The following is a 22,960-nucleotide window of genomic DNA, read 5'->3' on the forward strand; positions in this document are numbered from 1 at the left end:
AGAAGCCTTCGTAATCCTGCTCGGCCTCGGCGACGAGCGCGCGATAGGCCGGCATGCCGGAAATGGCCGCCGTCTTCTCGAGCGCCGCGGGCGGCGCGAACTGACGGGTTTCGTGAAGAACCGATTCAATCGCAGACATCGACTACCCCTTGGTGAACATGAATCCTCTGCATGGCGGCGCGATCGTGCGCGCCGCGCGTCGTCTTGGCCGGCGCCTGCGCGCCGCTGTCTCCCACCACCCGCACGCGACCGCGAAGGCCTGCGCACGATGCTGCACCGCACCACATCACGCGAACGTGACCCGCGGCCCGGCGGTTTCCACGATAAGCGCTCCAACTTACCCGTCACTTACGCGGCATGGCCGTTTCGTGCACCGGGCGGCGCGCATCGAGGTCAGCTTTACGCTGTTACAACCGCGACCCTACAATCCTAACTGAACTCGCCTTCCGGATTCCAGCTTGAATCGCTACGCCCTCTTCCTCATCCTGTCGATGCTCTTCGTCGGCAGCAACGTCGGTATCGGTAAATCCATCGTTGCATTCGTTCCCGTCGCCATCCTCGCCACGCTGCGCTTCGTGATCGCGATCGCCGTGCTGTGGCCGCTGTTCAGCCCCGTGAAGATGCGTGCGGTCAAGCGCGGCGAATGGCTGAACCTGTTCCTGCAGGCCTTCTTCGGCACCTTCATGTTCACGCTGCTGATGCTCAACGGCGTGCAGCGCACGAGCGCGGTGGCCGCGGGCGTCATCACGAGCACGATCCCGGCGATCGTCGCGCTGTTCGCATGGCTGATCCTGCGTGAAAAACCGAACGGCCGTGCGCTCGTGTCGATCGCGCTCGCGATCGTCGGCGTCGTGACGATCAATCTCGCCAACGGCAGCGCATCCGGTCACGGCACGCCAGGCGACGCGTCCGGCTCGCTCACCGGCAACCTGCTGATCCTCGGCGCGGTGTGCTGCGAATCGATCTACGTGATCCTGTCGCGCCGGCTCACGCAGACGCTCGCACCGATCGACATCTGCGCGTACACGCACCTGTTCGGCCTGTTCCTGATGCTGCCGCTCGGCGCGACCGCGCTGTGGCACTTCGATTACGCGAGCGTGCCGGCCGGCACCTGGGCGCTCGTCGTCTGGTACGGACTATCGGCCAGCATCTTCTCGTTCTGGCTGTGGATGAAGGGCATCCGGCACGTGCCGGGCAGCCTCGCCGGCGTGTTCAGCGCGGTGCTGCCGATCGCCGCGGCCGCGTACGGCATCGCGTTCCTCGGGGAGCGCCCGACGCTCGCGCACGGCGTCGCGCTCGCGTGCGTCGTCGCCGGCATCGTGCTCGCGAGCCTGCGCGTGAAACGCGTGCCGGCCGCGGCCTCCTGATCCGTCCCCGGGCGTGCCGGCGCGTCGCTGCAGTCGCGCCGGCCGACGCGTTACAATAGCGCGCCTTTTCAAGATTACCCCCGATACCTGCGCACCGCGCCCGTACCCCGACATGTCCGCCCCGCACTCGCCCGGCCATCCCGGCCGTCGCCCGCTTCGCCCCCTCCCCGCGCTGATTTTCATGAGCCGCTGGCTCCAGGTTCCGCTCTATCTGGGCCTGATCGTCGCGCAGGCCGTCTACGTGTTCCTGTTCCTGAAAGAAGTGTGGCACCTGCTGTCGCATGCGACGGGCCTCGACGAAATCAGCGTGATGCTCGCCGTGCTCGGCCTGATCGACGTGGTGATGATCTCGAACCTGCTGATCATGGTGATCGTCGGCGGGTATGAAACGTTCGTGTCGCGGCTCGGCATCGAGGGCCATCCAGACGAGCCCGAATGGCTCGACCACGTGAACGCGGGCGTGCTGAAGGTCAAGCTGTCGATGGCGCTGATCAGCATTTCGTCGATCCATCTGCTGAAGACCTTCATCAACCCCGACCAGCACACGACGCACGCGATCATGTGGCAGGTGATCATCCACGTGTCGTTCCTCGTGTCGGCGCTCGTGATGGCGTGGGTCGATCGCCTGACGACGCACACGCACCCGGCCCATTTCCACGAGGCGCACGCACCCGCGGCGTCCCGACCGGCGGCCTGAACCGTCGGCAACATATTCCCCACTGTCCCCACAGAGTCTCAGCCATGACCGTCATCAAACAGGAAGACCTGATCCAGAGCATCGCGGATTCGCTGCAGTACATCAGCTACTACCACCCGCTCGACTACATCCAGGCCCTCGGCCGCGCGTACGAGCTGGAAGAGAGTCCGGCGGCGAAGGACGCAATCGCGCAGATCCTCACGAACAGCCGCATGTGCGCGGAAGGCCGCCGCCCGATCTGCCAGGACACCGGCATCGTCACGATCTTCGTGAAGGTCGGCATGGACGTGCGCTGGGACGGCGCGACGATGGGCCTCACCGACATGATCAACGAAGGTGTGCGCCGCGGCTACACGCACCCGGACAACGTGCTGCGCGCGTCGATCGTCAATCCGCCGGAAGGCGCCCGCAAGAACACCAAGGACAACACGCCGGCCGTGATCCACTACGAGATCGTGCCGGGCGACAAGGTCGACGTGCAGGTCGCCGCGAAGGGCGGCGGCTCGGAGAACAAGTCGAAGTTCGTGATGCTGAACCCGTCCGATTCGATCGTCGACTGGGTGCTGAAGACGGTCCCGACGATGGGCGCCGGCTGGTGCCCGCCGGGCATGCTCGGGATCGGCATCGGCGGCACCGCCGAGAAGGCGATGCTGATGGCGAAGGAATCGCTGATGGAGCCGATCGACATCCAGGAAATCATCGCGCGCGGCCCGAAGGACTGGATCGAGGAACTGCGTGTCGAACTGCACGAGAAGGTCAACGCGCTCGGCATTGGCGCGCAGGGCCTCGGCGGCCTCGCGACCGTGCTCGACGTGAAGATCATGGCGGCGCCGACGCACGCGGCCTCGAAGCCGGTCGCACTGATCCCGAATTGCGCGGCCACGCGCCACGCGCACTTCGTGCTCGACGGCTCGGGCCCGGCCAAGCTGGAAGCGCCGTCGCTCGACGCTTGGCCGAAGGTGCAGTGGGAACCGAACACGGAAACCAGCAAGCGCGTCGACCTGAACACGCTGACGCCGGAAGAAGTCGCGAGCTGGACGCCAGGCCAGACGCTGCTGCTGTCGGGCAAGATGCTCACCGGCCGCGACGCCGCGCACAAGCGCATCGCCGACATGCTCGCGAAGGGCGAAAAGCTGCCGGTCGACTTCACGAACCGCGTGATCTACTACGTCGGCCCGGTCGATCCGGTGCGTGACGAAGTGGTCGGCCCGGCCGGCCCGACGACGGCCACGCGCATGGACAAGTTCACCGAGACGATGCTCGCGCAGACGGGTCTGATCTCGATGGTCGGCAAGGCCGAACGCGGCCCGGTCGCGATCGACGCGATCAAGAAGCACAAGGCGGCCTACCTGATGGCGGTCGGCGGCGCGGCCTACCTCGTGTCGAAGGCGATCCGCGGCGCGAAGGTGCTCGCGTTCGAAGACCTCGGCATGGAAGCGATCTACGAGTTCGACGTGCAGGACATGCCGGTGACGGTCGCCGTCGATTCGTCGGGTACGTCGGTGCACCAGACGGGTCCGAAGGAATGGCAGGCGAAGATCGGCAAGATCCCGGTCGCCACCGCTTAAGCGCGATCGAACGAAAGGCCGGACGGGAGTCCGGCCTTTTTACTTCTCATTCTCATTATTGTGTTCGGCCGGTTATTCGAGGCTGATTCTCATTACACGCAAAAGGCAGGCCCGACAAGGCTTCGAGGCTTGGCTTTTCTCGTTCGAGCGATTATCGTTCGGTTTCTGAAGCCCCACTGAACAAGGAAACAGCCATGCAAGGCGACAAGAAAGTCATCGAATATCTGAACGCCCAACTGAAGAATGAACTCACGGCGATCAACCAGTACTTCCTGCATGCGCGCATGTACAAGCACTGGGGCCTCGACAAGCTCGGCAAGCACGAATACGACGAGTCGATCGGCGAAATGAAGCACGCCGACTGGCTGATCGAGCGCGTGTTCATGCTCGACGGCCTGCCGAACCTGCAGGACCTGCACAAGCTGCTCGTCGGCGAGGAAACCGAAGAGATCCTGAAGTGCGACCTGAAGCTCGAGCAGATCTCGCAGTCCACCTGCAAGGAAGCGATCGCCTACTGCGAATCGGTGCGCGACTACGTGTCGCGCGAGATCTTCGAAAAGATCCTCGACGACACCGAAGAGCACATCGACTGGCTCGAAACGCAGATCGACCTGATCGGCAAGGTCGGCCTGCAGAACTATCAGCAAACGATGATGGGTTCGCCCGAGTAATCGCGCCGCCTGCCAGCCTGCCGCCCGCCTGACGATGACGAACCCGTCCAACGCTACCGCGCTGCGCGCCGCCGCCCCTGTCGGCATCTTCGACTCGGGGCTCGGCGGCCTGTCGGTGCTGCGCGCCGCGCGCGCGCACCTGCCCGACGAATCGTTCGTCTACGTCGCCGACTCGCACCACGCGCCGTACGGCCCGCGCGACGAAGCCTTCATTACGGAACGCACGCTGGCCATCGGCGAGTGGCTCGCCCGCGAAGGCGCGAAAGCGCTCGTCATCGCATGCAACACGGCAACGGCCCGGGCGATCGCGGCCATCCGCGAACGCCTGTCGATCCCGCTCGTCGGTGTCGAGCCGGGCATCAAGCCGGCCGCCGCGCTGTCCGCGACCGGCGTCGCGGGCGTCCTCGCCACGCAATCGACGTTGAACAGCCCGCGCTTCCAGGCGCTGCTCGACCGCTACGGCGCCGGCCGCCGCTTCATCTGCCAACCCGGCCACGGGCTCGTCGAAGCGATCGAACGCGGCGACACGAACTCGCCCGCGTTGCGCGCGCTGCTCGAGCGTTACATCCAGCCGATGCTCGACGACGGCGCCGATACGCTGGTACTCGGCTGCACGCACTACCCGTTCTTCACAGAAACGATTCGTGACCTTGTTGGCGAGCGCCTGACGATCGTCGACACGAGCGACGCCATCGCCCGCCAGCTTGCGCGGGTCCTCGACGAACGCGGGCTGCGCGCCCCGGCCGGCACGCACGCCGCGCCGCCGCGTTTCTGCTCGACCAGCGACGGTCTGCAGCTACGCGCGCTCGCCTCGACGCTGCTCGGCCTCGACGCGCCGGTCGAATCCGTCACCATTTCCTCGCCGAACGCGCGCGCCTGCGCGACCGCCTGACGCGGGGGCCGGCACGCCGGACGCTCTCGGCGGCCTGACCGCCCCGCCGTTTCAAGGGTCCGATGATCTTAAAAAAAGCCCGACCCAGGCTTGTCAACGCCCGCAAAATTAATGATAATAATTCGCATTAACGTTAGCTATCGCAACTCATCATGATCGTCTGCGTGTGCAAGTCTGTTTCCGATCGCAAGATTCGCGCGTCCCTCGCCGAGGGCGTGAATTCTTTCGATGAACTCCAGTTCGAGCTCGGCGTGGCCACGTGCTGCGGCAAGTGCGAGGAGTCCGTACGCGACCTCATGGCCGAGCAAGGCGTCTGCGCGAGCCGGTGCGGCGTCGAGCATCATGCGCATCCGATCCCGGTCACGTTCTACGACCGCAAGGCGGCCTGAGCGGCGCCGAGCGTGCGCATGCGGCCCAGGCCGCATTTTTTGTTTTGACCGTCAGCAAGCCACCGTCCGCGCGAGCCAACGGCTTACCTGCCAAGGAGCCTGTGATGGAATTGCTGATCGGATTCGTAACCACCGTTTGCATCTCGCTGCTGATCTTTCGCAAGTGATGCCGATTCACCCGCCGCGCCCCGGGTGCGACGTCGTTCTTTCAAGCTAACATGCAGGCTTCGCATCTCGCTCCTGCCGGCGCCATGCCGGCTGCACCACGTATGAATCCCCGAGTGATCGTCGTCGCGGTCGGTGTGCTTGCCGCACACGCGATCATGCTGACGGCCGCGTGGCTCCATCGCAACGCGCCGCCGCCGAAATCGGTCGAGGTCCAGACGATCACCGCACAGCTCATCACGCCCGCGCCGATCGCGCAGCAGGTCGCGGCCGAGTCGATCCCGCAGCCCGCGCCGCCGAAGCCGGTGCCGCGCGTGAAGCCGAAGGTCGAACCGAAGCCGGTGCAGAAGGCGGCGAAGCCGACCCCGCAGCCGGTTGCGCCCTCGCCCGCCCCGTCGCCTACACCCGCTCCCGCCGCCGATCCGACACCGGCGCCCGCCGCGCCCGCTCCCGCCGCACCGGCCGCCACGCCGGGCCCGGCGCGCGAAACGATGCAGGTCAGCGCGCCGAAGAACGTGCCGACGCTCCAATGCAACTTCGTGAAGCCCGACTATCCGTCGATGTCGCGCCGTCGCGGCGAATCGGGCACCGCCTATGTTCACTTCGTCGTCGGCGTGACCGGCAAGATCGAAAGCATCGATCTGCAGAAGAGCAGCGGCTATCCGCGCCTCGACGAAGCCGCACTCGACGCGATGCGCTCGACCACCTGCCGTCCGTACATCGAGAACGGCCAGGCGATCCGCGCCGCCCGCACACAGCCCTACAGCTTCGGGCTCACCGACTAACCTGCCTCATCCGGAAGATTCAAAGGAAACAAAAAATGCAAAGCTACGGTATCGCGCACGTCTGGGCGCAAGGTGATTTCGTCACGCGCGCCATTGCGATCACGCTGCTCGTGATGTCGGTCCTGTCGTGGATCGTGATCGTCATCAAGGGCTGGAACGTGATCCGCCTGAACCGCCTCACGAAGAACGCCGAACAGGCTTTCTGGCATTCCGACAATTTCGACGACGGCATCAAGAAGCTCGGCCTCGCCGCATCGACGCCGAACGACAACCCGTTCCTCGCGCTCGCGCTGTCGGGCAAGGAAGCCGCCGACCATTACCACCAGACGCAACCGCACCTGCACGATCGCATGGACGTGTCGGACTGGGTCACGCGCTGCCTGAAGGACACGATGGACGAAGGCATCTCGCGCATGCAGAGCGGCCTCGCGATCCTCGCATCGGTCGGCAGCACCGCGCCGTTCGTCGGCCTGTTCGGCACGGTGTGGGGCATCTATCACGCGCTGCTCGCGATCGGCGCCACCGGCCAGACGTCGATCGACCAGGTCGCGGGCCCGGTCGGCGAATCGCTGATCATGACGGCCTTCGGCCTGTTCGTCGCGATTCCCGCGGTGCTCGGCTACAACGCGCTGACCCGTGCGAACAAGGGTGTGGTCAGCAAGCTGCGCCGCTTCGCGCACGGTCTGCACGCGTACTTCGTGACGGGCGCGAGCCTCGCGTCGTCGTCGACGCGCGACGGCCTGCGTCTCGCCTCGCGCGCCGCCAGCTGAGACGAGGTGAACCATGGCCATGAACACCGGTTTCAGCGACGATGACGACGATGCCGTGATGAGCGAGATCAACATGACGCCGCTCGTCGACGTCATGCTCGTACTCCTGATCATTTTCCTCGTGACGATCCCGGCGATGCAGCATGCGGTGAAGATTGACCTGCCGCACGCCAGCAGCCAGCCCGTCGACGAAAAGCCGCAGACCGTCGACGTCGCGATCCAGGGCGACGGCACAATCCTGTGGGATGACCACACGGTCACGCGCGAACAACTGCAGGCACGGATCGCGGAAGCCGCGAAACGCACGCCGCAGCCCGAGTTGCACCTGCGCGCCGACCGCAAGGTCGCGTACGAGCACGTCGCGGAAGTGATGTCGGATGCGCAGGCAGGCGGCTTGACGAAGCTCGGCTTCGTGACGGAGCCGGGCGCAAAAGCGAAGTAACGCGCGCACGCCCCGCCGTTGCCAGCGGCAACGGCGCACCTGGCCGGTCGCGCACAAAGTAAAAGGCCTTCATCGCCAGATGAAGGCCTTTTTTCATGCGCACGCGGGCGCCTTCGGGCGGCGGGCTCTTTGGCGGTATCGGTTGCGCCTCGAGCAACGCAAATGCGACTCTGCCGTGGTCTGCACGGACTGCGCGTTCTGCCCTATCTGGCTCGCAATATATGCGGCCACCTGATTTCGCTCAGAACTTCCTTCACGAAATGGGATTTCAATATAGGCCCGCCCGCGCACGCATTCAAGGTTCCGGCGATTGAAACTTGCGATTGCAGGCGACGCTTCAATGACAAAACAAATTTGCGTCGTCGTACACGCCGTGTTCAGGTCGCCGAAACATCGACCGCCGCTTCCTTCTTCGCGCGCTCAGGGCAGCCGGGCTCCTTGTACGCGCCGTGGTCGAGCTTCTCGACCAGGTAATCGACGAACGCACGTACCGCGGGCGGCATCCCTTGGCGCGACACGAACACCGCATACAACTGCGGCACCGGCAGCGTCCAGCCCGGCATCACGGGCGACAGTTGCCCCGCGCGCAGCGCGTTGCCGTACATCATCTCCGGCAGCGCGGCGATGCCGAGGCCGTCGAGCACGGCCTCGCGGATCGTCATCAGGTCGGCCGTCACGAGCCGCGGATCATGCTCGTGCACGTGGCGCGTCCCGTCCGGCGCGATCAGGTTGAATACGTGCCGGCCGTCGACGCTCGGCGTATCGAGCGTCTCGAAGCCGGTCAGATCGTCCGGCGCCAGCGGCGGCGCATTCTGGCTCAGCAGGCTCGGCGCACCGACCAGCATCTGCTCGGTGCGCCACAGCGGCCGCACGACGATGTTGGCGTTCTGCGGCGGCTCCGAGCGCACGCGCAACGCGACGTCGATCGAATCCTCGAACAGGTCGATCACGCGATTCGTCACGCGGACATGCACCTTGACCTCGGGATAGCGGCGCAGGAATTCGGGCAGGATGCGCGACAGCATCGTCTGCGACAGCGTCACCGGCACGCTGACGCGCACCGAGCCGCGCGGCGACGCGCGCAGCTGCTGCACCGCGTTCATCGCGGCCTGCGCTTCGGCGAGCATCGCCTGGCAGTGCTGGTAGAACAGCTCCCCCGCCTCGGTCAGCGCGAGCTTGCGCGTCGAACGCTGCAGCAGGCGCACGCCGAGCGCGGCCTCCAGCTCGGTCAGGCGCCGCGACAGACGCGATTTCGAGATGCCCAGCACGCGCTCGGCGGCCGAGAAGCCGCCATGTTCGACGACCTGCGAGAAGTACATCAGGTCGTTCAGGTTATGTGCATCGATATTCATCTCATCGTTCCAATTTCAGAACAATCCATTGCGAACGGCCGCAAATCGGACGGTAAAACGCCCAATATAATAGCGCTATGTTTCAAAAATAACGCTATTCCGATGATTTCGAGGGCTTCCCATGACCACCGCTCGCTCGCTTGATCGTACCTACCCCGCGCTTCGCACCACCGAAGGCGGCGGTTTCGTGGTTCACCGTCCGTTCCCGACACGGCTGCTGATGGACTTCGATCCGTTCCTGCTGCTCGATGAAATGGGCCCGGTCGACTACGCGCCCGGCGAAGCCGTGGGCGCGCCCGACCATCCGCATCGCGGCTTCGAGACCGTGACCTACGCGCTGGACGGACGCTTCCGCCATCGCGATTCGTCCGGCCATGCCGGCACGCTCGGCCCCGGCGACGTGCAATGGATGACGGCCGGCGCCGGCGTCGTGCACAGCGAGATGCCGGACCCGTCGTTCGCGCAGGCAGGCGGACGTTCCCACGGCTTCCAGCTGTGGGTCAACCTGCCGCGGCGCGACAAGATGATCGCACCGCGCTACCAGGAGATCCCGGCCGCCCGCATTCCGACCGCGACGTCGCCGGACGGGCGCGCACGCGTGCGCGTCATCGCCGGCGAAGCATTCGGCGTCCAGGCCGCGATCGAGACGCGCACACCGATCCTCTACCAGCATTTCACACTGGAGCCCGGCGCAACGGTCACGCAGCCCGTGCCGGCCGGTTATCGCGTGTTCGCCTATCCGATCGACGGAACGGGCCGCTACGGGCCCGACAGGCAGGCTGTGGACGCACGGCACATGGTCGTCTACGGCGACGACGGCGACACCGTCACGTTCGCTGCCGGCGACACGTCGCTCGACCTGTTGCTGATCGGCGGCGTGCCGCTCAACGAACCGATCGTCCGTTACGGCCCGTTCGTGATGAATACCGAGGAGGAGATCCGACAGGCCGTCGTCGACTACCAGACCGGTCGCATGGGTCGCATCGAAGCGTGAACCGGATCGGGGTCGCAGGTGCCGCGAAGCCGGTGGTTTTGCGTCACAATAAGTTCTTGAACCATGTGGCCACCCGCCACCAGAAGGAACCCGTCCCCTTGAACTTCGAACATCTGATCCAGATCAACTCCGACGATCCGGGCGTGCCGACCCTCACCCGCGACCAGCTCTGGGAAGGCCTCGTGCTGCGTGCGGAGCAGCCGCAACTGTTCGTGATCGGCCTCGACAGCTGCGTCATTCACGAACGCACCGACACGACGCTCGAACGCGAACTGCATTACGGTCACGCGACCGTGCGCGACCACGTGACGTTCACGCCGAATCAGCAGGTCCGCTACGACATCCGCGCGGCCGACGGCGAGATCGGCGGCTCGCTGACGATGACGATCGAAGAGCGCGACGACCGCGAACTGTTCCTGCGTTTCGAGTACCGCACGACGCTGACGGTCACGGACGACAGCGAAGAAGCGCGGCAGACGCACGGGATCGTCAAGGAGGCATACCGCACGTCGGACATCGACACCGTTCGCCTGATCCGCGAATACGCGCAGGGGCGCAAGGACCCTGATCCGCTGCACTGAACCCGGCGGCGGCCTGCGGGCCGCCGCTTTTGATTCAAGCTATCAGTCTCGGCATTTCGATCGATAAAGAGTTTTTGTAAATGGGAATAGTTATCATTTAGAATTCATTCCATCGTATCGACAGTCACCGATCAAACCGAATGACCGACACCATGCGCCCGACCACGCTGACCCTGCGCCGCACGACCGGCACCGCAGCCAGCAGCCGTCAGAAGACGGCAGCGGTCACCACGCCGGCGAAACCCGCCGGCAACCGCGATGCAGGCACGCGGGTCGTCAACAGCGATACGCTGCTGCAAGGCCAGAGCCACATCAGCATCGCGCATAACGGAGAGACTTATCAGTTGCGCGCCACGCGGCTCGGCAAACTGATCCTGACGAAGTAACGACCGAGTATTGTGGGGACCACCTCCCTGAGAGGTGTTGGGCAGTAGCCAGCGTAACGGCTTGCACGCGAGATCTAGACCCCTTCGTGCAAACACACTCAAGCAGCCGTTGCAGCAAGCCAAGCCACTTTTTTGGTTCTCGCACAAGGAAGAAAAAAGCGACACGTCCAACGACGTGTCGCTTTTTTGTTCGAGCCGCGAATGGGCCAGGCATGCGGCTCGCGTGTATGTGGCCGCACAACGCACGACGGCCGAAGAAAGTGGCATGCAAGCCGCTTCAGAATCCCCAGAACATCAACCACCATGCGCTGTCGACGACGGCCAGCCCGACGGCGAACCACGCGAATGCCGCGAGCCGGCGCGGCCATGCCGCATAGCGCCCCGTCACCTTCCACGCGAGCCACGCGCTCCACACGTTGGCACCGACCAGAATCGCGATGCGCACATCGGTTGCCCAGCCGAGCGGCACATGCTCGGCGCGCAGCAACGACAGCGTCGTGGCCGACAGTCCGAGGAACACGCCCGCACCCGCGATCGGGATCAGCGCCTGGGCGAGGTGATGCAAACGCACGCGATCGAAGCGGCCGAGCATCAGCGTTGCGCCGGCCAGCAACACCAGCAACGCCGTGCCGTACACGAGTCCGGTACCGACGATATAGCTGACGACCAGCCCGCCATCGAGCCAGGAGAACACGTCGTTGCGATCCGGGTAGTGCGTGAGCAGGAACCACGGCGCATTGGTCTCGAGCGGCCACGTGATGTCGTGGTCGATCAGCCAGCCCGCGAGCCATTGCTTGATCTGCACGAACCACGGGCTGACGGTCCAGTGGAACGCGCCGATCGCCACGCCGAGCAGGCCGTAGAGAATCAGTGCGGTGTCCCACGGGTTGGCCTGCTCCGCACCGAGGTTCACGACCTCGTCGGACGGCGAGCGCAGCGACAGCGAAATCGCGTCGCGATGCCCGCTGCAACGACCGCACATATGGCAGGCCGCCGCACCCTTCATGTTGCGCAACGGCACGAGCGGTGCGCAATTGATCGGAATCACGCGATGGCCGTGCTCGCCGTTCTTGTACGAACGGCGCCACGCATCCTCGTCGACCTTGTAGCGCATCGGCGCGAGCCGCGCGAGCAGCCCGAACACGCCGTTGACCGGGCACAGGTACTTGCACCACACGCGTTTCTCGCGACCGTACAGCACGCCGATCACGATCGCGCCGACGGTCGAGCCGCCGAGCACGAACAGCACCGCGAGCGGGTACTGGTACACGCTCACCATCTGTCCGTAGATCGTCGTGATGCCGAACGCGACGAACGGCCAGCCGCCCCACCGGATCCAGCGCGGAATCGGGCCGCCGCGGCCGAACTTGCTCGCGTATTCGGTGAGCGCGCCCTCCGGACACAGCACGCCGCACCAGACGCGTCCGAGCATCACCATCGACAGCAGCACGAACGGCCACCAGATGCCCCAGAACGCGAATTGCGCGATGAGCGTGAGGTTGTTCCACAGATGCGCGGAATCGTCCGGCAGCGGCAACACGGCCGGCACGATGATCAGGAACGCGTAGACGGCGACGACGATCCACTGGATACCGCGGATCAGCGCACCGTGGCGCTGCATCCACTGGCCGGCCTGCGCGAGCCAGCCCGGCTTGACGGCGGCGACAACGCTCATGCCGCGCGACCCGCAGCAACGGCCGGACGGCGGCTCGCGCGCTTCATCAGCAGCCAGACGACCGCCCAGTAGACCGCATAGGCCACCAGGTTGGTCAGCGCCGGGTGTGCGCGATAGCCGGTCAGCGTCGCGACGAGCGAGCCGAACGTGCCCGAATCATCGAGGATCGCGGACGTATCCCACACCTGCGAAATGCCGAGCGGCAGGATTTCCTTGTCGATCAGCTTGTCGACGCCGGTCTGGAACAGGCCCGCACCGAGGAACAGCAGCATCACTTCGGTGACGCGGAAGAAATGCCGCCACGAGAAGTACTTGCCGCCGAGCTGCAGCAGGTAGAACGTGAGGAACGCGAGACCGAGACCGATCACGACCGCGAGCATCTGGCTGCCGTCGACGTGGCCCGACTGGCCGAAACCGAGGCCGTACAGGAAGATCACCGTCTCGCTGCCTTCACGCGCGATCGCGAGCGCGACCAGCACGGCGACGCCCCACCAGTTCGAATCGCGCGTGCTTTGCTGCAGCGATTGCTCCATGTCGCGCTTCAGCGTGCGCCCGTGCCGGCGCATCCACAGCACCATCTGCACGATCAGCACGCACGCGATCAGCACCATCGCCGTCTGGAAATAGTCCTGCGCGTCGCCGGACAACACTTCGGTGAACCCGACCAGCGCGGCGCCGAGGCCGACGGCCATCAGCAGGCCGACAGCGACGCCGGCCCAGAGGAAAGGCAGGCCGCGGCGCGCGTCGTCGTCGCCGTTTTTCAGCCATGCATAGAGAATGCCGACGACGAGCAGCGCTTCGACGCTCTCCCGCCAGACGATGAACAAGATCTGACCCATCGATACCTCCTGACGCGCGGGGCAAGGGACTGGCGCGCCCGCGCGCAGATAAAACGCGTTACTTCGCGACGATCACGCCCTGAGCCTGCTGGTGGAAATCGTCGAAAAACTTGTATTCGCCCGGCGACAGCGGGGCGACGACCACGAATGAATCGGCGCCCGGCGCGAGCACCTTCTCCTTGCGCAACTGCACGCTCTCGAATTCGGCGGCGCCCTTGCCGGTGTTCCTGATCTCGATCTTGAAACGCTGGCCGGCCGGCACTTCGATGCGGGCGGGCGTCAGCTTGCCATCCGTCATCTCGAGCTTGAACGTCGGCAGATCGGCCGCATGCGCCGCGCCGGCAAGCCACAGCGCAGCGGCTGCGGTAACGATTTTCTGGGGAATTTTCATTCTGGGTTCTCTACGCCGACGGCGCGCCGAAGCGCGCCGTTCGTGATGCCACCGATCAGTAACCGCCCTTCTTGCCGATACCGGCGAACGGGAAATCGTACTCGAGCGTGATGGGCTTGAACCACGGGCCCACGCCCGTTTCCTTGTCGACGTGGCGACCGAACGCCATGTGGCCCGACTGCATCGGCGGCTTGACGACCATCGTCAGGTGATACTTGCCGGGGCCGGCGAGCTTCACGTTGTCGCCGTAGTGCGGGCCGTCGCTCGCGACCATGCCCATCAGGTCGCCTTCGGCCTTCCACTTCGTGTCGCCCTGCTTCGTCAGCTTGTACGTGACCTGCAGGTACGGCATCCAGTCGCCTTCCGCGAAACCGGTCGGGTTGTTCTTGACCGCATGGATGTCGGCCTCGAGGTGAATGTCGGAATCCGACGCCTTGCGCATCATGCCTTCCGGGTCCATCGTGATCGGCTGCAGGTACACCGCGCCGATTTCCATGCCGCCCTGGATCTGCTGCTTGCCGATCGGATACTCGGCCGCCGAGGCCGACATCGCGGCAAGCGCCGCCGCTACCGCAACCGTCGTGCGGATGAACGAAGAACCCAACATGGACACTCCTTGTTATTTGTCTGACTATCTTGACGACATGCGAGCGACCGCCGGGGCCACCCGCTGGAAACACTAACGCGACGAAGAACGTTAATGCGAACTATTCTCAATACATGTGGAGTTTAGCACCGAACCCGTTTCGGAACAAACGGAGAGCGCTGTAAACCCCTGATCCGACAAGGCTTACAGGCGCTTTACCAAAAGGATTCAGTGACGCTTGGAAAGATTTACCGACCGCCGCTGATGTGGTCGCCGACGTTCGCGCCGAACACGCGTTCGCGCAGCACGGCAAGCTGGTCGCGGGTGGCGGCGGCTTTCTCGAATTCGAGGTTCTTCGCGTAGTCGGCCATCTGCTTCTCGAGACGCTTGATTTCCTTCGCGAGTTGCTTTTCCGACATGTCCTCGAATTTCGCGCGCTGCTGTGCTTCCTTCAACTCCGCACGCGCGTCGTCGGCGTTGTAGACGCCGTCGATGATGTCCTTGATGCGCTTCACGACGCCGCGCGGCGTGATGCCCATCTTTTCGTTGTAGGCGATCTGCTTCGCGCGGCGCCGCTCGGTTTCGCCGATCGCGCGCTTCATCGACTCGGTCATGTTGTCCGCGTAGAGGATCGCCTTGCCGTTCACGTTCCGCGCGGCGCGGCCGATCGTCTGGATCAGCGAGCGCTCGGCGCGCAGGAAGCCTTCCTTGTCCGCGTCGAGGATCGCGACGAGCGACACTTCGGGAATGTCCAGACCCTCGCGCAGCAGGTTGATCCCGACCAGCACGTCGAACGTGCCGAGCCGGAGGTCGCGGATGATCTCGACGCGCTCGACCGTGTCGATGTCGCTGTGCAGGTAACGCACCTTGACGCCATGGTCGGCCAGGAACTCGGTCAACTGTTCGGCCATGCGCTTCGTCAGCACGGTGATCAGCACGCGCTCGCCGGCCTTCACGCGGGCGTTGATCTCGGTCAGCACGTCGTCGACCTGCGAGCTCGCCGGGCGCACTTCGATTTCCGGATCGACGAGGCCCGTGGGTCGCACGACCTGCTCGGCGATCTGCCCCGTCACGCGCTTCTCGTAATCGGCCGGCGTGGCCGACACGAACACGACCTGGCGCATCTTGCGTTCGAACTCGTGGAACTTCAGCGGCCGGTTGTCGAGCGCCGACGGCAGGCGGAAGCCGTAATTGACGAGGTTTTCCTTGCGCGCGCGGTCGCCGTTGTACATCCCGTTGAGCTGGCCGATCAGCACGTGCGATTCGTCGAGCAGCATCAGCGCATCGGGCGGCAGGTAGTCGACGAGCGTCGGCGGCGGATCGCCGGGCGCCGCGCCCGAGAAATGCCGCGAATAGTTCTCGATGCCCTTGCAGAAGCCGAGCTCCTGCAGCATTTCGAGATCGAAGCGCGTGCGCTGCTCGAGGCGCTGCGCCTCGACGAGCTTGCCCTCGCGATGGAAGAACTCGAGCCGTTCGCGCAGTTCGTCCTTGATCGTCTCGACCGCGCGCATCACGGTGTCGCGCGGCGTCACGTAGTGCGACGACGGATACACGGTGAAGCGCGGAATCTTCTGCCGCACGCGCCCGGTCAGCGGATCGAACAGCTGCAGCGTCTCGACTTCGTCGTCGAACAGTTCGACGCGCACGGCCATTTCCGCATGTTCGGCCGGGAAGATGTCGATCGTGTCGCCGCGCACGCGGAACGTGCCGCGCTGGAAATCCTGCTCGTTGCGCGTGTACTGCATCGCGATCAGCCGCGCGATCACGTCGCGCTGGCCGAGCTTGTCGCCCGTGCGCAGCGTCAGGATCATCTGGTGGTATTCGGACGGGTTGCCGATACCGTAGATCGCCGACACGGTCGCGACGATCACCACGTCGCGACGCTCCATCAGGCTCTTCGTCGCCGACAGCCGCATCTGTTCGATGTGCTCGTTGATCGACGAATCCTTCTCGATGAACAGGTCGCGCTGCGGCACGTAGGCCTCAGGCTGGTAGTAGTCGTAGTACGACACGAAGTACTCGACCGCGTTGCGCGGGAAGAACTCGCGGAACTCCGCGTAAAGCTGGGCCGCGAGCGTCTTGTTCGGCGCGAACACGATCGCCGGGCGGCCGAGCCGCGCGATCGTGTTGGCCATCGTGAAGGTCTTGCCCGAACCCGTCACGCCGAGCAGCGTCTGGAAGGCAAGGCCGTCGCCGACGCCTTCGACGAGCGTGTCGATCGCGGTCGGCTGGTCGCCCGCGGGCGGATACGGCTGGTAAAGCTGGAACGGCGACCCTTCGAAAGTGACGAATTTGGATTCGTCGAGCGCGTCGCCGACTTCGGCATGATGTTCGGACATGGAATGCGGCCGGAGCAAGGGCAAAGAAAGCATTCTAGCGCTTCGCGGCCGCGCGAACTGCTGTCGGCTCCTGCCGCACGACGGCCGCCCGAAATCGCGATTCGCCGCCGAAACGCGACGGAATCACCGCCCCCGCCAGCGCGAATTCGCTACAATATCAGGCTGCTGCGCTTTCCGGCGTCGCGCCGTGGGTGCGCGGTCCGCTGCGCCCGTCCCGCCGGCTGAAAGCCTGACCCTCTTTTCACTACTGCCGAATCATCATGTCGCTCTTCTCCGCTGTCCAGCTTGCTCCCCGCGACCCGATCCTGGGCCTGAACGAAGCCTTCAACGCCGATGCGCGTCCGACCAAGGTCAACCTCGGCGTTGGCGTGTACACGAACGAAGACGGCAAGATTCCGCTGCTGCGCGCGGTGCGCGAAGCGGAGAAGGCACGTGTCGAGGCCGGCCTGCCGCGCGGCTACCTGCCGATCGACGGGATCGCCGCCTACGATGCGGCCGTGCAGAAGCTGCTGCTCGGCAACGATTCGCCGCTGATCGCGGCGGGCCGCGTGGTCACGGCCCAGGCACTGGGCGGCACGGGCGCGCTGAAGATCGGCGCCGATTTCCTGCGCACCGTGAATCCGAACGTGAAGGTCGCGATCAGCGATCCGAGCTGGGAAAACCACCGCGCGCTGTTCGAAGCGGCCGGCTTCGAAGTCGTCGCCTACCCGTATTACGACGCGGCCACCAACGGCGTGAACTTCGAAGGCATGCTGTCGGCGCTGAACGGCTACGCGGCAGGCACGGTCGTCGTGCTGCACGCGTGCTGCCACAACCCGACCGGCGTGGACCTGACCGAAGCGCAATGGCAACAGATCGTCGACGTCGTGAAGGCGCGCAACCTCGTGCCGTTCCTCGACATGGCCTACCAGGGCTTCGGCGAGAACATCGACGCCGATGCCGCTGCCGTGCGCCTGTTTGCCGCGGCCGACCTGAACGCATTCGTGTCGTCGTCGTTCTCGAAGTCGTTCTCGCTGTACGGCGAGCGCGTCGGCGCGCTGTCGATCATCACGTCGAGCAAGGAAGAAGCCACGCGCGTGCTGTCGCAACTGAAGCGCGTGATCCGCACGAACTACTCGAACCCGCCGACCCACGGCGGCGCGGTGGTCGCAGCGGTGCTCGCGTCGCCGGAACTGCACGCTTCGTGGGTGCAGGAACTCGGCGAAATGCGCGATCGCATCCGCGCGATGCGCAATGGTCTCGTCGAGCGCCTGAAGGCAAGCGGCGTCGATCGCGATTTCAGCTTCATCAACGCACAGCGCGGGATGTTCTCGTATTCGGGCCTGACCTCGGCGCAAGTCGATCGCCTGCGCGACGAGTTCGGCATCTATGCGGTCGGCACGGGCCGGATTTGCGTCGCCGCGCTGAACACGCGCAACCTCGACGCGGTCGCCAATGCGGTCGCAGCAGTCCTGAAGTAAAGCCGCGTCGGGCGGCAACCGTCACCAGGCCCGCCCTGCCGACATGAAAAACGCGCTCCACGGAGCGCGTTTTTTTGTACCGTTCAGCGCGGTGGGCGGCTATGCCGCCCGCCCCGCGCTACTGCATGAACCAGCCGTGGCTGACGACCACCGACTGGCCCGTGAGCGCGGCGCTCGGAAACGCCGACAGGAACAGCACCGTCTGCGCGACGTCCTGCACCGTCGTGAACACGCCGTCGACCGTGTTGCCGAGCATCACCTTCTTGATCACTTCCTCTTCGCTGATGCCGAGCTCCTTCGCCTGTTCCGGAATCTGCTTGTCGACCAGCGGCGTGCGCACGAAGCCCGGACACACGACGTGCGAGCGCACGTTGTGCTTCGCGCCTTCCTTCGCCAGCACGCGCGCCAGGCCGAGCAGACCGTGCTTGGCCGTCACGTACGCCGACTTCAGCGGCGACGCTTCGTGCGAGTGCACCGAACCCATGTAGATCACGACGCCGCCGCGATCGTCCTTGTACATGTGCTTGAGCGCGGCCTTCGTCGTCAGGAACGCGCCGTCCACGTGGATCGCCTGCATCTTCTTCCAGTCGGCGAACGAGTAGTTCTCGATCGGGTTGACGATCTGGATGCCCGCGTTCGACACGAGGATGTCGACCGAGCCGAACGCTTCGGCCACCTTGTCGATGCCGGTGTTTACGGCTTCCTCGTTGGTCACGTCCATCGCGACGCCGATCGCCTTGCCGCCTGCCTTGTTGATCTCGTCGGCGACCGCGTTCGCGCCGTCCTGGTTCAGGTCGGCGATCGCGACGGCCGCGCCTGCCTTGGCGAGCTCCAGTGCGATTTCCTTGCCGATGCCGCTCGCGGCGCCCGTGACGACTGCGGTCTTGCCGCTCAGATCTGCTGCCATATCCGTCTCCTCCCGTTATCGGATCGAATAAAACACGCGCCCGCCCGCATCCGCGCTCATCGCGAAATCGTGGCGGCGTGCCAGGCGTCATTGTGCACGATCGGCCCCGCCGTTCGCGTGCAAAACGTCTAAGCTTAAGGTCGGTTCCGTTCAGCAGGAGATTCTCATGCACTATCGACGGCTAGGCCGCTCCGGCCTGCAAATCAGCGAGCTTTCCCTCGGGTCGTGGGTGACATACGGCAACCAGGTCGATCAGCGGGTCGCGCGCGAATGCCTCGCCGCGGCACGCGATGCGGGCGTCAATTTCTTCGATAACGCCGAGGTCTACGCCGGTGGCAAATCCGAGGAAATCATGGGCCACGCGCTCAAGTCGCTCGACTGGCCGCGCGTCAGCTATATCGTGTCCACGAAGTTCTTCTGGGGGCTCGCGGAAGCCCCGAACCAGTATCACACGCTGAACCGAAAATACCTGCTGAATGCGATCGACGGCTCGCTGCGCCGGCTGCAGCTCGACTATGTGGACCTCGTCTATTGCCATCGTCCCGATCCCCATACGCCGATCGAGGAAACCGTCTGGGCGATGAGCGACATGATCGTGCGCGGCAAGGCGCTGTACTGGGGCACGTCGGAATGGAGCGCCGACGAGATCCGCGCGGCATGCGAGATCGCCGAGCGGCATCATCTGCACAAGCCGGTCGTCGAACAGCCGCAGTACAACCTGTTCCACCGCACCCGGGTCGAGCAGGAATATGCGCGGCTCTACGACGATTACGGCCTCGGCCTCACGACCTGGAGCCCGCTGGCGTCGGGGCTGCTCACCGGCAAGTACCGCAACGGCGTGCCGGCCGGCAGCCGCGCGCAGTTGCAGGGCTACGACTGGATGCGCGAACGGCTGACCGATCGGGCCGCCAACGACATCGTCGAGCGGCTCGGCGAGATCGCCGCCGAACTCGGCTGCAGCACCGGCCAGCTGGCGATCGCGTGGGTACTGTCGAATCCGCGCGTGAGTTCGGTCATCACGGGTGCATCGCGGATCGACCAGATCGGCGACAACATGCGCGCGCTCGAGGTTGCCGCGAAGCTGACGCCGGATGTGAAGCAACGCATCGAGGCGGTGGTCGGCGACGCATACGAGTGAGGCGACTCGCGTACAATACGCGGCCGCATCGGCGCGCGGCCTCACGGCCGCGCACGATCGCCCGCTTTCATCGATTCACCCTTCGTTTCAGGCAGCCAGCCATGCTCAGTTATCGTCACGGTTTTCACGCAGGCAACCACGCGGACGTGCTCAAGCACGCCGTCGTCGTCCAACTGCTGCGCTACCTGAACAAGAAAGACAAATCGTACTGGTACATCGATACGCACGCGGGCGCCGGCGTGTACTCGCTGCGCGACGGTTATGCAGCGAAGACGTCGGAATTCGATACCGGCATCGGCCAACTGTGGAACGAAAAGAACCTGCCGGAGGCGCTCGGCGACTATGTGGATGAAGTCCGCGCGCTGAACGACGATGGCGAACTGCACTTCTACCCGGGTTCACCGTACATCGCATGGCGATCGATGCGCGAGCAGGATCGTATGCGCCTGTTCGAAATGCACACGACGGAAATCGATGTGCTGCGCCACAATTTCCGCGATGCGGGGCGACGCGCGATGATCTTCGCCGGTGACGGCTTCGAAGGTATCAAGGCGCTGCTGCCGCCGCCGCCGCGACGTGCACTCGTGCTGATCGATCCGTCCTACGAGGACAAGAAGGACTACGCGCGCACGGTGAGCTGCGTGACGGAATGCCTGAAGCGTTTCGCGACCGGCTGCTATGCCATCTGGTATCCGCAGGTCACGCGGACGGAATCGCAGCGCTTTCCCGAGCAGTTGAAGCGCCTGCAGCCGAACAACTGGCTGCACCTGACGCTGACGGTGTCGAATCCGCCGACCGACGGGCTGGGCCTCTACGGCAGCGGGATGTTCATCCTCAATCCGCCGTATACGCTCGCCCAGAGCATGAACGAGGTTCTGCCCTACCTGGTCGAGATGCTGGGACAGGATAGCGGCGCTCGCTGCCAGATCGAGCACCGCGGCAACTGATCCGGCGACCGGCCGTTACGGCTGCGGTCGCGGCGCGAGCCTCGGCTGATAGGCGGGTTGCCCGTCCCACGCGGGAACATTGATATACGGGGCGACGAACAATGGAACCGACGTGTTCGGCGCCTGCCCGGCCGGAGCGCGCATGCCTGCCGGCTCGACGATCGGCTGCGACGACAGCGGTGCCGTCTGCAGCACCCATCCGCCCTTGCCGTCCTGGATACCGCGCTGCGTATCGAGCACCAGCGGTTTGGACGATGTCGCGGCACCAGCCGCGAGGCCATGGACGAGCACAGCCGCGCCCAAAACGAGACGCGCGCGGGCACTGCGACGCACATCGACACCCAAACGCATGATCGTGTCCTTCAGGATGAAAAGCAGGTCCATACCATAGCGCTGCACCGACGATTTCGCCAGATCCGACGCACAAAAAAACAAAGCCCCGTCAATACGGGGCTTGCTTATCGTTCGGCGCCGCTCGGCACCTGACGGGGACTGCGATTACAGCGAGTAGCCGTTGGTTTCGAGCGAGCGGATGCGGCTCTCGAGCTGGACGATGTCCGACGACGTGGCGAGGTAGGCCTCACGGCGCTCACGTTCTGCGGATTCGAACCAGTTGCTCAGCTTTTCGACGATGTAGGCGATCATGACGTTCTCCAAGGAAGAGGGACCCCTGGTGAATCGAGATTCAGGGATTTCCCGTATAGGGTTATCCCGAATTATAGCGACGCCGCACCAAGATGCTAGTGAAATACTTGCATGGCAACCATTCCCATTTGGAATGGACTGAGGCAAACATCACATAACCCATTGATTTTGATGGATATTGCTCCAGGGCTTGTTTTTAGGCTCGAGAACACGCACTAATTTGGTTCATCGACCGGGTCGGCGAGGCGCGCCAAAATCGGGCATTCAGGTCGTCCGTCACCATGGCAGTGCGCGGCGAGGTCGGCCAGTGTGTCGCGCATGTCGCTTAGCTCCGCGATGCGTTTGTCGAGTTCGGCCACATGCTCGAGAGCGATCGATTTCACTTCGGCGCTGGCGCGTGAGCGATCCTGCCAGAGCATCAGCAGCTTGCGAATGTCCTCGACGAGAAAGCCGAGCCGTCGCGCCTGACGGATGAACCGCAGGGTATGGACTTCGTCCGCACCGTAGATCCGGTAGCCGGCATCGGTGCGCTTGCTCGGCGCAAGAAGGCCGACTTGTTCGTAGTACCGGATCATTTTTGCGCTGACCCCGGATTCGCGCGACGCGTCGCCGATATTCATTCCTCGCCCTCTGCCCTCAAAACCTGGTTTCGAACACGAACGTCGGCGGATGCCATCGTCGACGACAGTTCGATCGTATCAAATCGCGGGACTTTGTTCGGGGGACGGCTTGGTGGCGGGAGCCGGAGGATCTGATCTGGCGCGCATACCGTTTCGCGCTTCGCCGCATGCTTTTTTGGCGCGCCAATGCAAAAACCCCCGCCTTTCGGGCGGGGGTTTCTGGCTTAGGGAGCCTGACGATTACCTACTTTCACACGGGAATCCGCACTATCATCGGCGTAGAGTCGTTTCACGGTCCTGTTCGGGATGGGAAGGGGTGGGACCTACGCGCTATGTTCATCAGGCAAAGGGGGT

At 64.5% G+C, this 22,960-nt stretch carries 25 protein-coding genes, 1 rRNA gene and 1 pseudogene; 15 read left to right on the plus strand and 12 right to left on the minus strand.

Going from position 1 to position 22,960, the window contains the following annotated elements:
- Positions 1-139 (minus strand): annotated as a pseudogene (locus H0X91_RS33130) (AMP-binding protein); the annotation flags it as partial.
- Positions 140-458: 319 nt separating this feature from the next.
- On the opposite strand from H0X91_RS33130, the gene H0X91_RS33135 reads away from it, so the two are divergent.
- The 9 genes from H0X91_RS33135 (at position 459) to H0X91_RS33175 (ending at position 7,746) form a co-directional block, all read left to right on the plus strand.
- Positions 459-1,367, plus strand: coding sequence for a DMT family transporter (locus H0X91_RS33135; RefSeq protein WP_006482741.1), 909 nt, complete (start codon positions 459-461; stop codon positions 1,365-1,367).
- 112 nt (positions 1,368-1,479) lie between these two features.
- A complete protein-coding gene (locus H0X91_RS33140; RefSeq protein WP_012492727.1) occupies positions 1,480-2,064 on the plus strand; it encodes a TIGR00645 family protein in 585 nt (194 codons plus the stop codon).
- Positions 2,065-2,108: 44 nt separating this feature from the next.
- Positions 2,109-3,632: a fumarate hydratase gene (locus H0X91_RS33145; RefSeq protein ID WP_006482750.1), complete on the plus strand. Its 1,524-nt coding sequence runs from the start codon at positions 2,109-2,111 to the stop codon at positions 3,630-3,632.
- Positions 3,633-3,826: 194 nt separating this feature from the next.
- Positions 3,827-4,303: a bacterioferritin gene (bfr, locus tag H0X91_RS33150; protein ID WP_006482753.1), complete on the plus strand. Its 477-nt coding sequence runs from the start codon at positions 3,827-3,829 to the stop codon at positions 4,301-4,303.
- A gap of 34 nt (positions 4,304-4,337) precedes the next feature.
- Positions 4,338-5,195 (plus strand): glutamate racemase, encoded by an 858-nt coding sequence (gene murI, locus H0X91_RS33155; RefSeq protein ID WP_006496786.1) that lies wholly within the window; start codon positions 4,338-4,340, stop codon positions 5,193-5,195.
- Between the two features lie 152 nt (positions 5,196-5,347).
- Entirely contained in the window at positions 5,348-5,584 is a 237-nt protein-coding gene (locus H0X91_RS33160) for a (2Fe-2S)-binding protein (RefSeq protein WP_006482749.1), read from the plus strand.
- A 218-nt stretch (positions 5,585-5,802) separates the two neighbouring features.
- Entirely contained in the window at positions 5,803-6,534 is a 732-nt protein-coding gene (locus tag H0X91_RS33165; protein ID WP_058901642.1) for an energy transducer TonB, read from the plus strand.
- Positions 6,535-6,569: 35 nt separating this feature from the next.
- A complete protein-coding gene (locus H0X91_RS33170) occupies positions 6,570-7,304 on the plus strand; it encodes a MotA/TolQ/ExbB proton channel family protein (protein WP_196433716.1) in 735 nt (244 codons plus the stop codon).
- Positions 7,305-7,317: 13 nt separating this feature from the next.
- Complete coding sequence (locus tag H0X91_RS33175) at positions 7,318-7,746, plus strand: ExbD/TolR family protein (RefSeq protein ID WP_006478310.1); 429 nt, start codon at positions 7,318-7,320, stop codon at positions 7,744-7,746.
- A 377-nt stretch (positions 7,747-8,123) separates the two neighbouring features.
- Here H0X91_RS33175 and H0X91_RS33180 read toward each other — a convergent pair whose 3' ends face one another.
- Complete coding sequence (locus H0X91_RS33180; protein ID WP_006483884.1) at positions 8,124-9,098, minus strand: LysR family transcriptional regulator; 975 nt, start codon at positions 9,096-9,098, stop codon at positions 8,124-8,126.
- Between the two features lie 121 nt (positions 9,099-9,219).
- Between H0X91_RS33180 and H0X91_RS33185 the strand changes: the two genes are divergently transcribed.
- The 3 genes from H0X91_RS33185 to hemP all read left to right on the plus strand — a co-directional run bounded on the left by H0X91_RS33185 (position 9,220) and on the right by hemP (position 11,059).
- Complete coding sequence (locus H0X91_RS33185; RefSeq protein WP_059720736.1) at positions 9,220-10,092, plus strand: pirin family protein; 873 nt, start codon at positions 9,220-9,222, stop codon at positions 10,090-10,092.
- A 98-nt stretch (positions 10,093-10,190) separates the two neighbouring features.
- Positions 10,191-10,673: an SRPBCC family protein gene (locus H0X91_RS33190; protein WP_006483882.1), complete on the plus strand. Its 483-nt coding sequence runs from the start codon at positions 10,191-10,193 to the stop codon at positions 10,671-10,673.
- 140 nt (positions 10,674-10,813) lie between these two features.
- A complete protein-coding gene (gene hemP / locus H0X91_RS33195) occupies positions 10,814-11,059 on the plus strand; it encodes a hemin uptake protein HemP (RefSeq protein WP_006483877.1) in 246 nt (81 codons plus the stop codon).
- A gap of 277 nt (positions 11,060-11,336) precedes the next feature.
- Here the strand turns inward: hemP and H0X91_RS33200 are convergent, their stop codons facing one another.
- From H0X91_RS33200 to uvrB, 5 genes are all read right to left on the minus strand, one after another.
- Positions 11,337-12,734 (minus strand): 4Fe-4S binding protein, encoded by a 1,398-nt coding sequence (locus tag H0X91_RS33200; RefSeq protein ID WP_006483874.1) that lies wholly within the window; start codon positions 12,732-12,734, stop codon positions 11,337-11,339.
- Entirely contained in the window at positions 12,731-13,573 is an 843-nt protein-coding gene (locus tag H0X91_RS33205; RefSeq protein WP_006483868.1) for an FTR1 family iron permease, read from the minus strand. The genes H0X91_RS33200 and H0X91_RS33205 overlap by 4 nt, the downstream gene beginning before the upstream one ends.
- A 58-nt stretch (positions 13,574-13,631) precedes the next feature.
- A complete protein-coding gene (locus tag H0X91_RS33210) occupies positions 13,632-13,964 on the minus strand; it encodes a cupredoxin domain-containing protein (RefSeq protein WP_006483872.1) in 333 nt (110 codons plus the stop codon).
- A gap of 55 nt (positions 13,965-14,019) precedes the next feature.
- The gene (locus tag H0X91_RS33215; RefSeq protein WP_006483880.1) at positions 14,020-14,571 is read right to left on the minus strand and encodes an iron transporter; all 552 of its coding nucleotides are present in this window, start codon (positions 14,569-14,571) and stop codon (positions 14,020-14,022) included.
- Positions 14,572-14,798: 227 nt separating this feature from the next.
- Positions 14,799-16,889 (minus strand): excinuclease ABC subunit UvrB, encoded by a 2,091-nt coding sequence (gene uvrB / locus H0X91_RS33220; RefSeq protein ID WP_006483873.1) that lies wholly within the window; start codon positions 16,887-16,889, stop codon positions 14,799-14,801.
- Between the two features lie 260 nt (positions 16,890-17,149).
- On the opposite strand from uvrB, the gene H0X91_RS33225 reads away from it, so the two are divergent.
- Positions 17,150-18,349: an amino acid aminotransferase gene (locus tag H0X91_RS33225; RefSeq protein WP_006483879.1), complete on the plus strand. Its 1,200-nt coding sequence runs from the start codon at positions 17,150-17,152 to the stop codon at positions 18,347-18,349.
- Positions 18,350-18,467: 118 nt separating this feature from the next.
- Here H0X91_RS33225 and H0X91_RS33230 read toward each other — a convergent pair whose 3' ends face one another.
- Positions 18,468-19,256, minus strand: a complete 789-nt coding sequence (locus tag H0X91_RS33230) for a 3-hydroxybutyrate dehydrogenase (protein WP_006483876.1) — start codon at positions 19,254-19,256, stop codon at positions 18,468-18,470.
- A gap of 166 nt (positions 19,257-19,422) precedes the next feature.
- On the opposite strand from H0X91_RS33230, the gene H0X91_RS33235 reads away from it, so the two are divergent.
- A complete protein-coding gene (locus tag H0X91_RS33235) occupies positions 19,423-20,394 on the plus strand; it encodes a potassium channel beta subunit family protein (RefSeq protein WP_006483886.1) in 972 nt (323 codons plus the stop codon).
- 101 nt (positions 20,395-20,495) lie between these two features.
- Positions 20,496-21,341 carry a 23S rRNA (adenine(2030)-N(6))-methyltransferase RlmJ gene (locus H0X91_RS33240; protein ID WP_006483870.1) on the plus strand — a complete coding sequence of 282 codons (846 nt, stop codon included), beginning with the start codon at positions 20,496-20,498 and terminating at the stop codon, positions 21,339-21,341.
- A 15-nt stretch (positions 21,342-21,356) separates the two neighbouring features.
- Here H0X91_RS33240 and H0X91_RS33245 read toward each other — a convergent pair whose 3' ends face one another.
- The 4 genes from H0X91_RS33245 to rrf all read right to left on the minus strand — a co-directional run bounded on the left by H0X91_RS33245 (position 21,357) and on the right by rrf (position 22,950).
- Complete coding sequence (locus tag H0X91_RS33245) at positions 21,357-21,725, minus strand: hypothetical protein (protein ID WP_062884759.1); 369 nt, start codon at positions 21,723-21,725, stop codon at positions 21,357-21,359.
- A 114-nt stretch (positions 21,726-21,839) separates the two neighbouring features.
- A complete protein-coding gene (locus H0X91_RS33250; protein WP_006478295.1) occupies positions 21,840-21,986 on the minus strand; it encodes a DUF3563 family protein in 147 nt (48 codons plus the stop codon).
- A gap of 215 nt (positions 21,987-22,201) precedes the next feature.
- On the minus strand, positions 22,202-22,606 hold the full coding sequence (gene cueR / locus H0X91_RS33255) for a Cu(I)-responsive transcriptional regulator (protein ID WP_006483878.1): 405 nt from the start codon (positions 22,604-22,606) through the stop codon (positions 22,202-22,204).
- A 231-nt stretch (positions 22,607-22,837) separates the two neighbouring features.
- A 5S ribosomal RNA gene (gene rrf, locus H0X91_RS33260) occupies positions 22,838-22,950 on the minus strand.
- Positions 22,951-22,960 lie beyond the last annotated feature (10 nt).

It is taken from the genome of Burkholderia sp. 9777_1386 (genome assembly GCF_015712265.1).
Lineage (GTDB): Bacteria > Pseudomonadota > Gammaproteobacteria > Burkholderiales > Burkholderiaceae > Burkholderia > Burkholderia cenocepacia.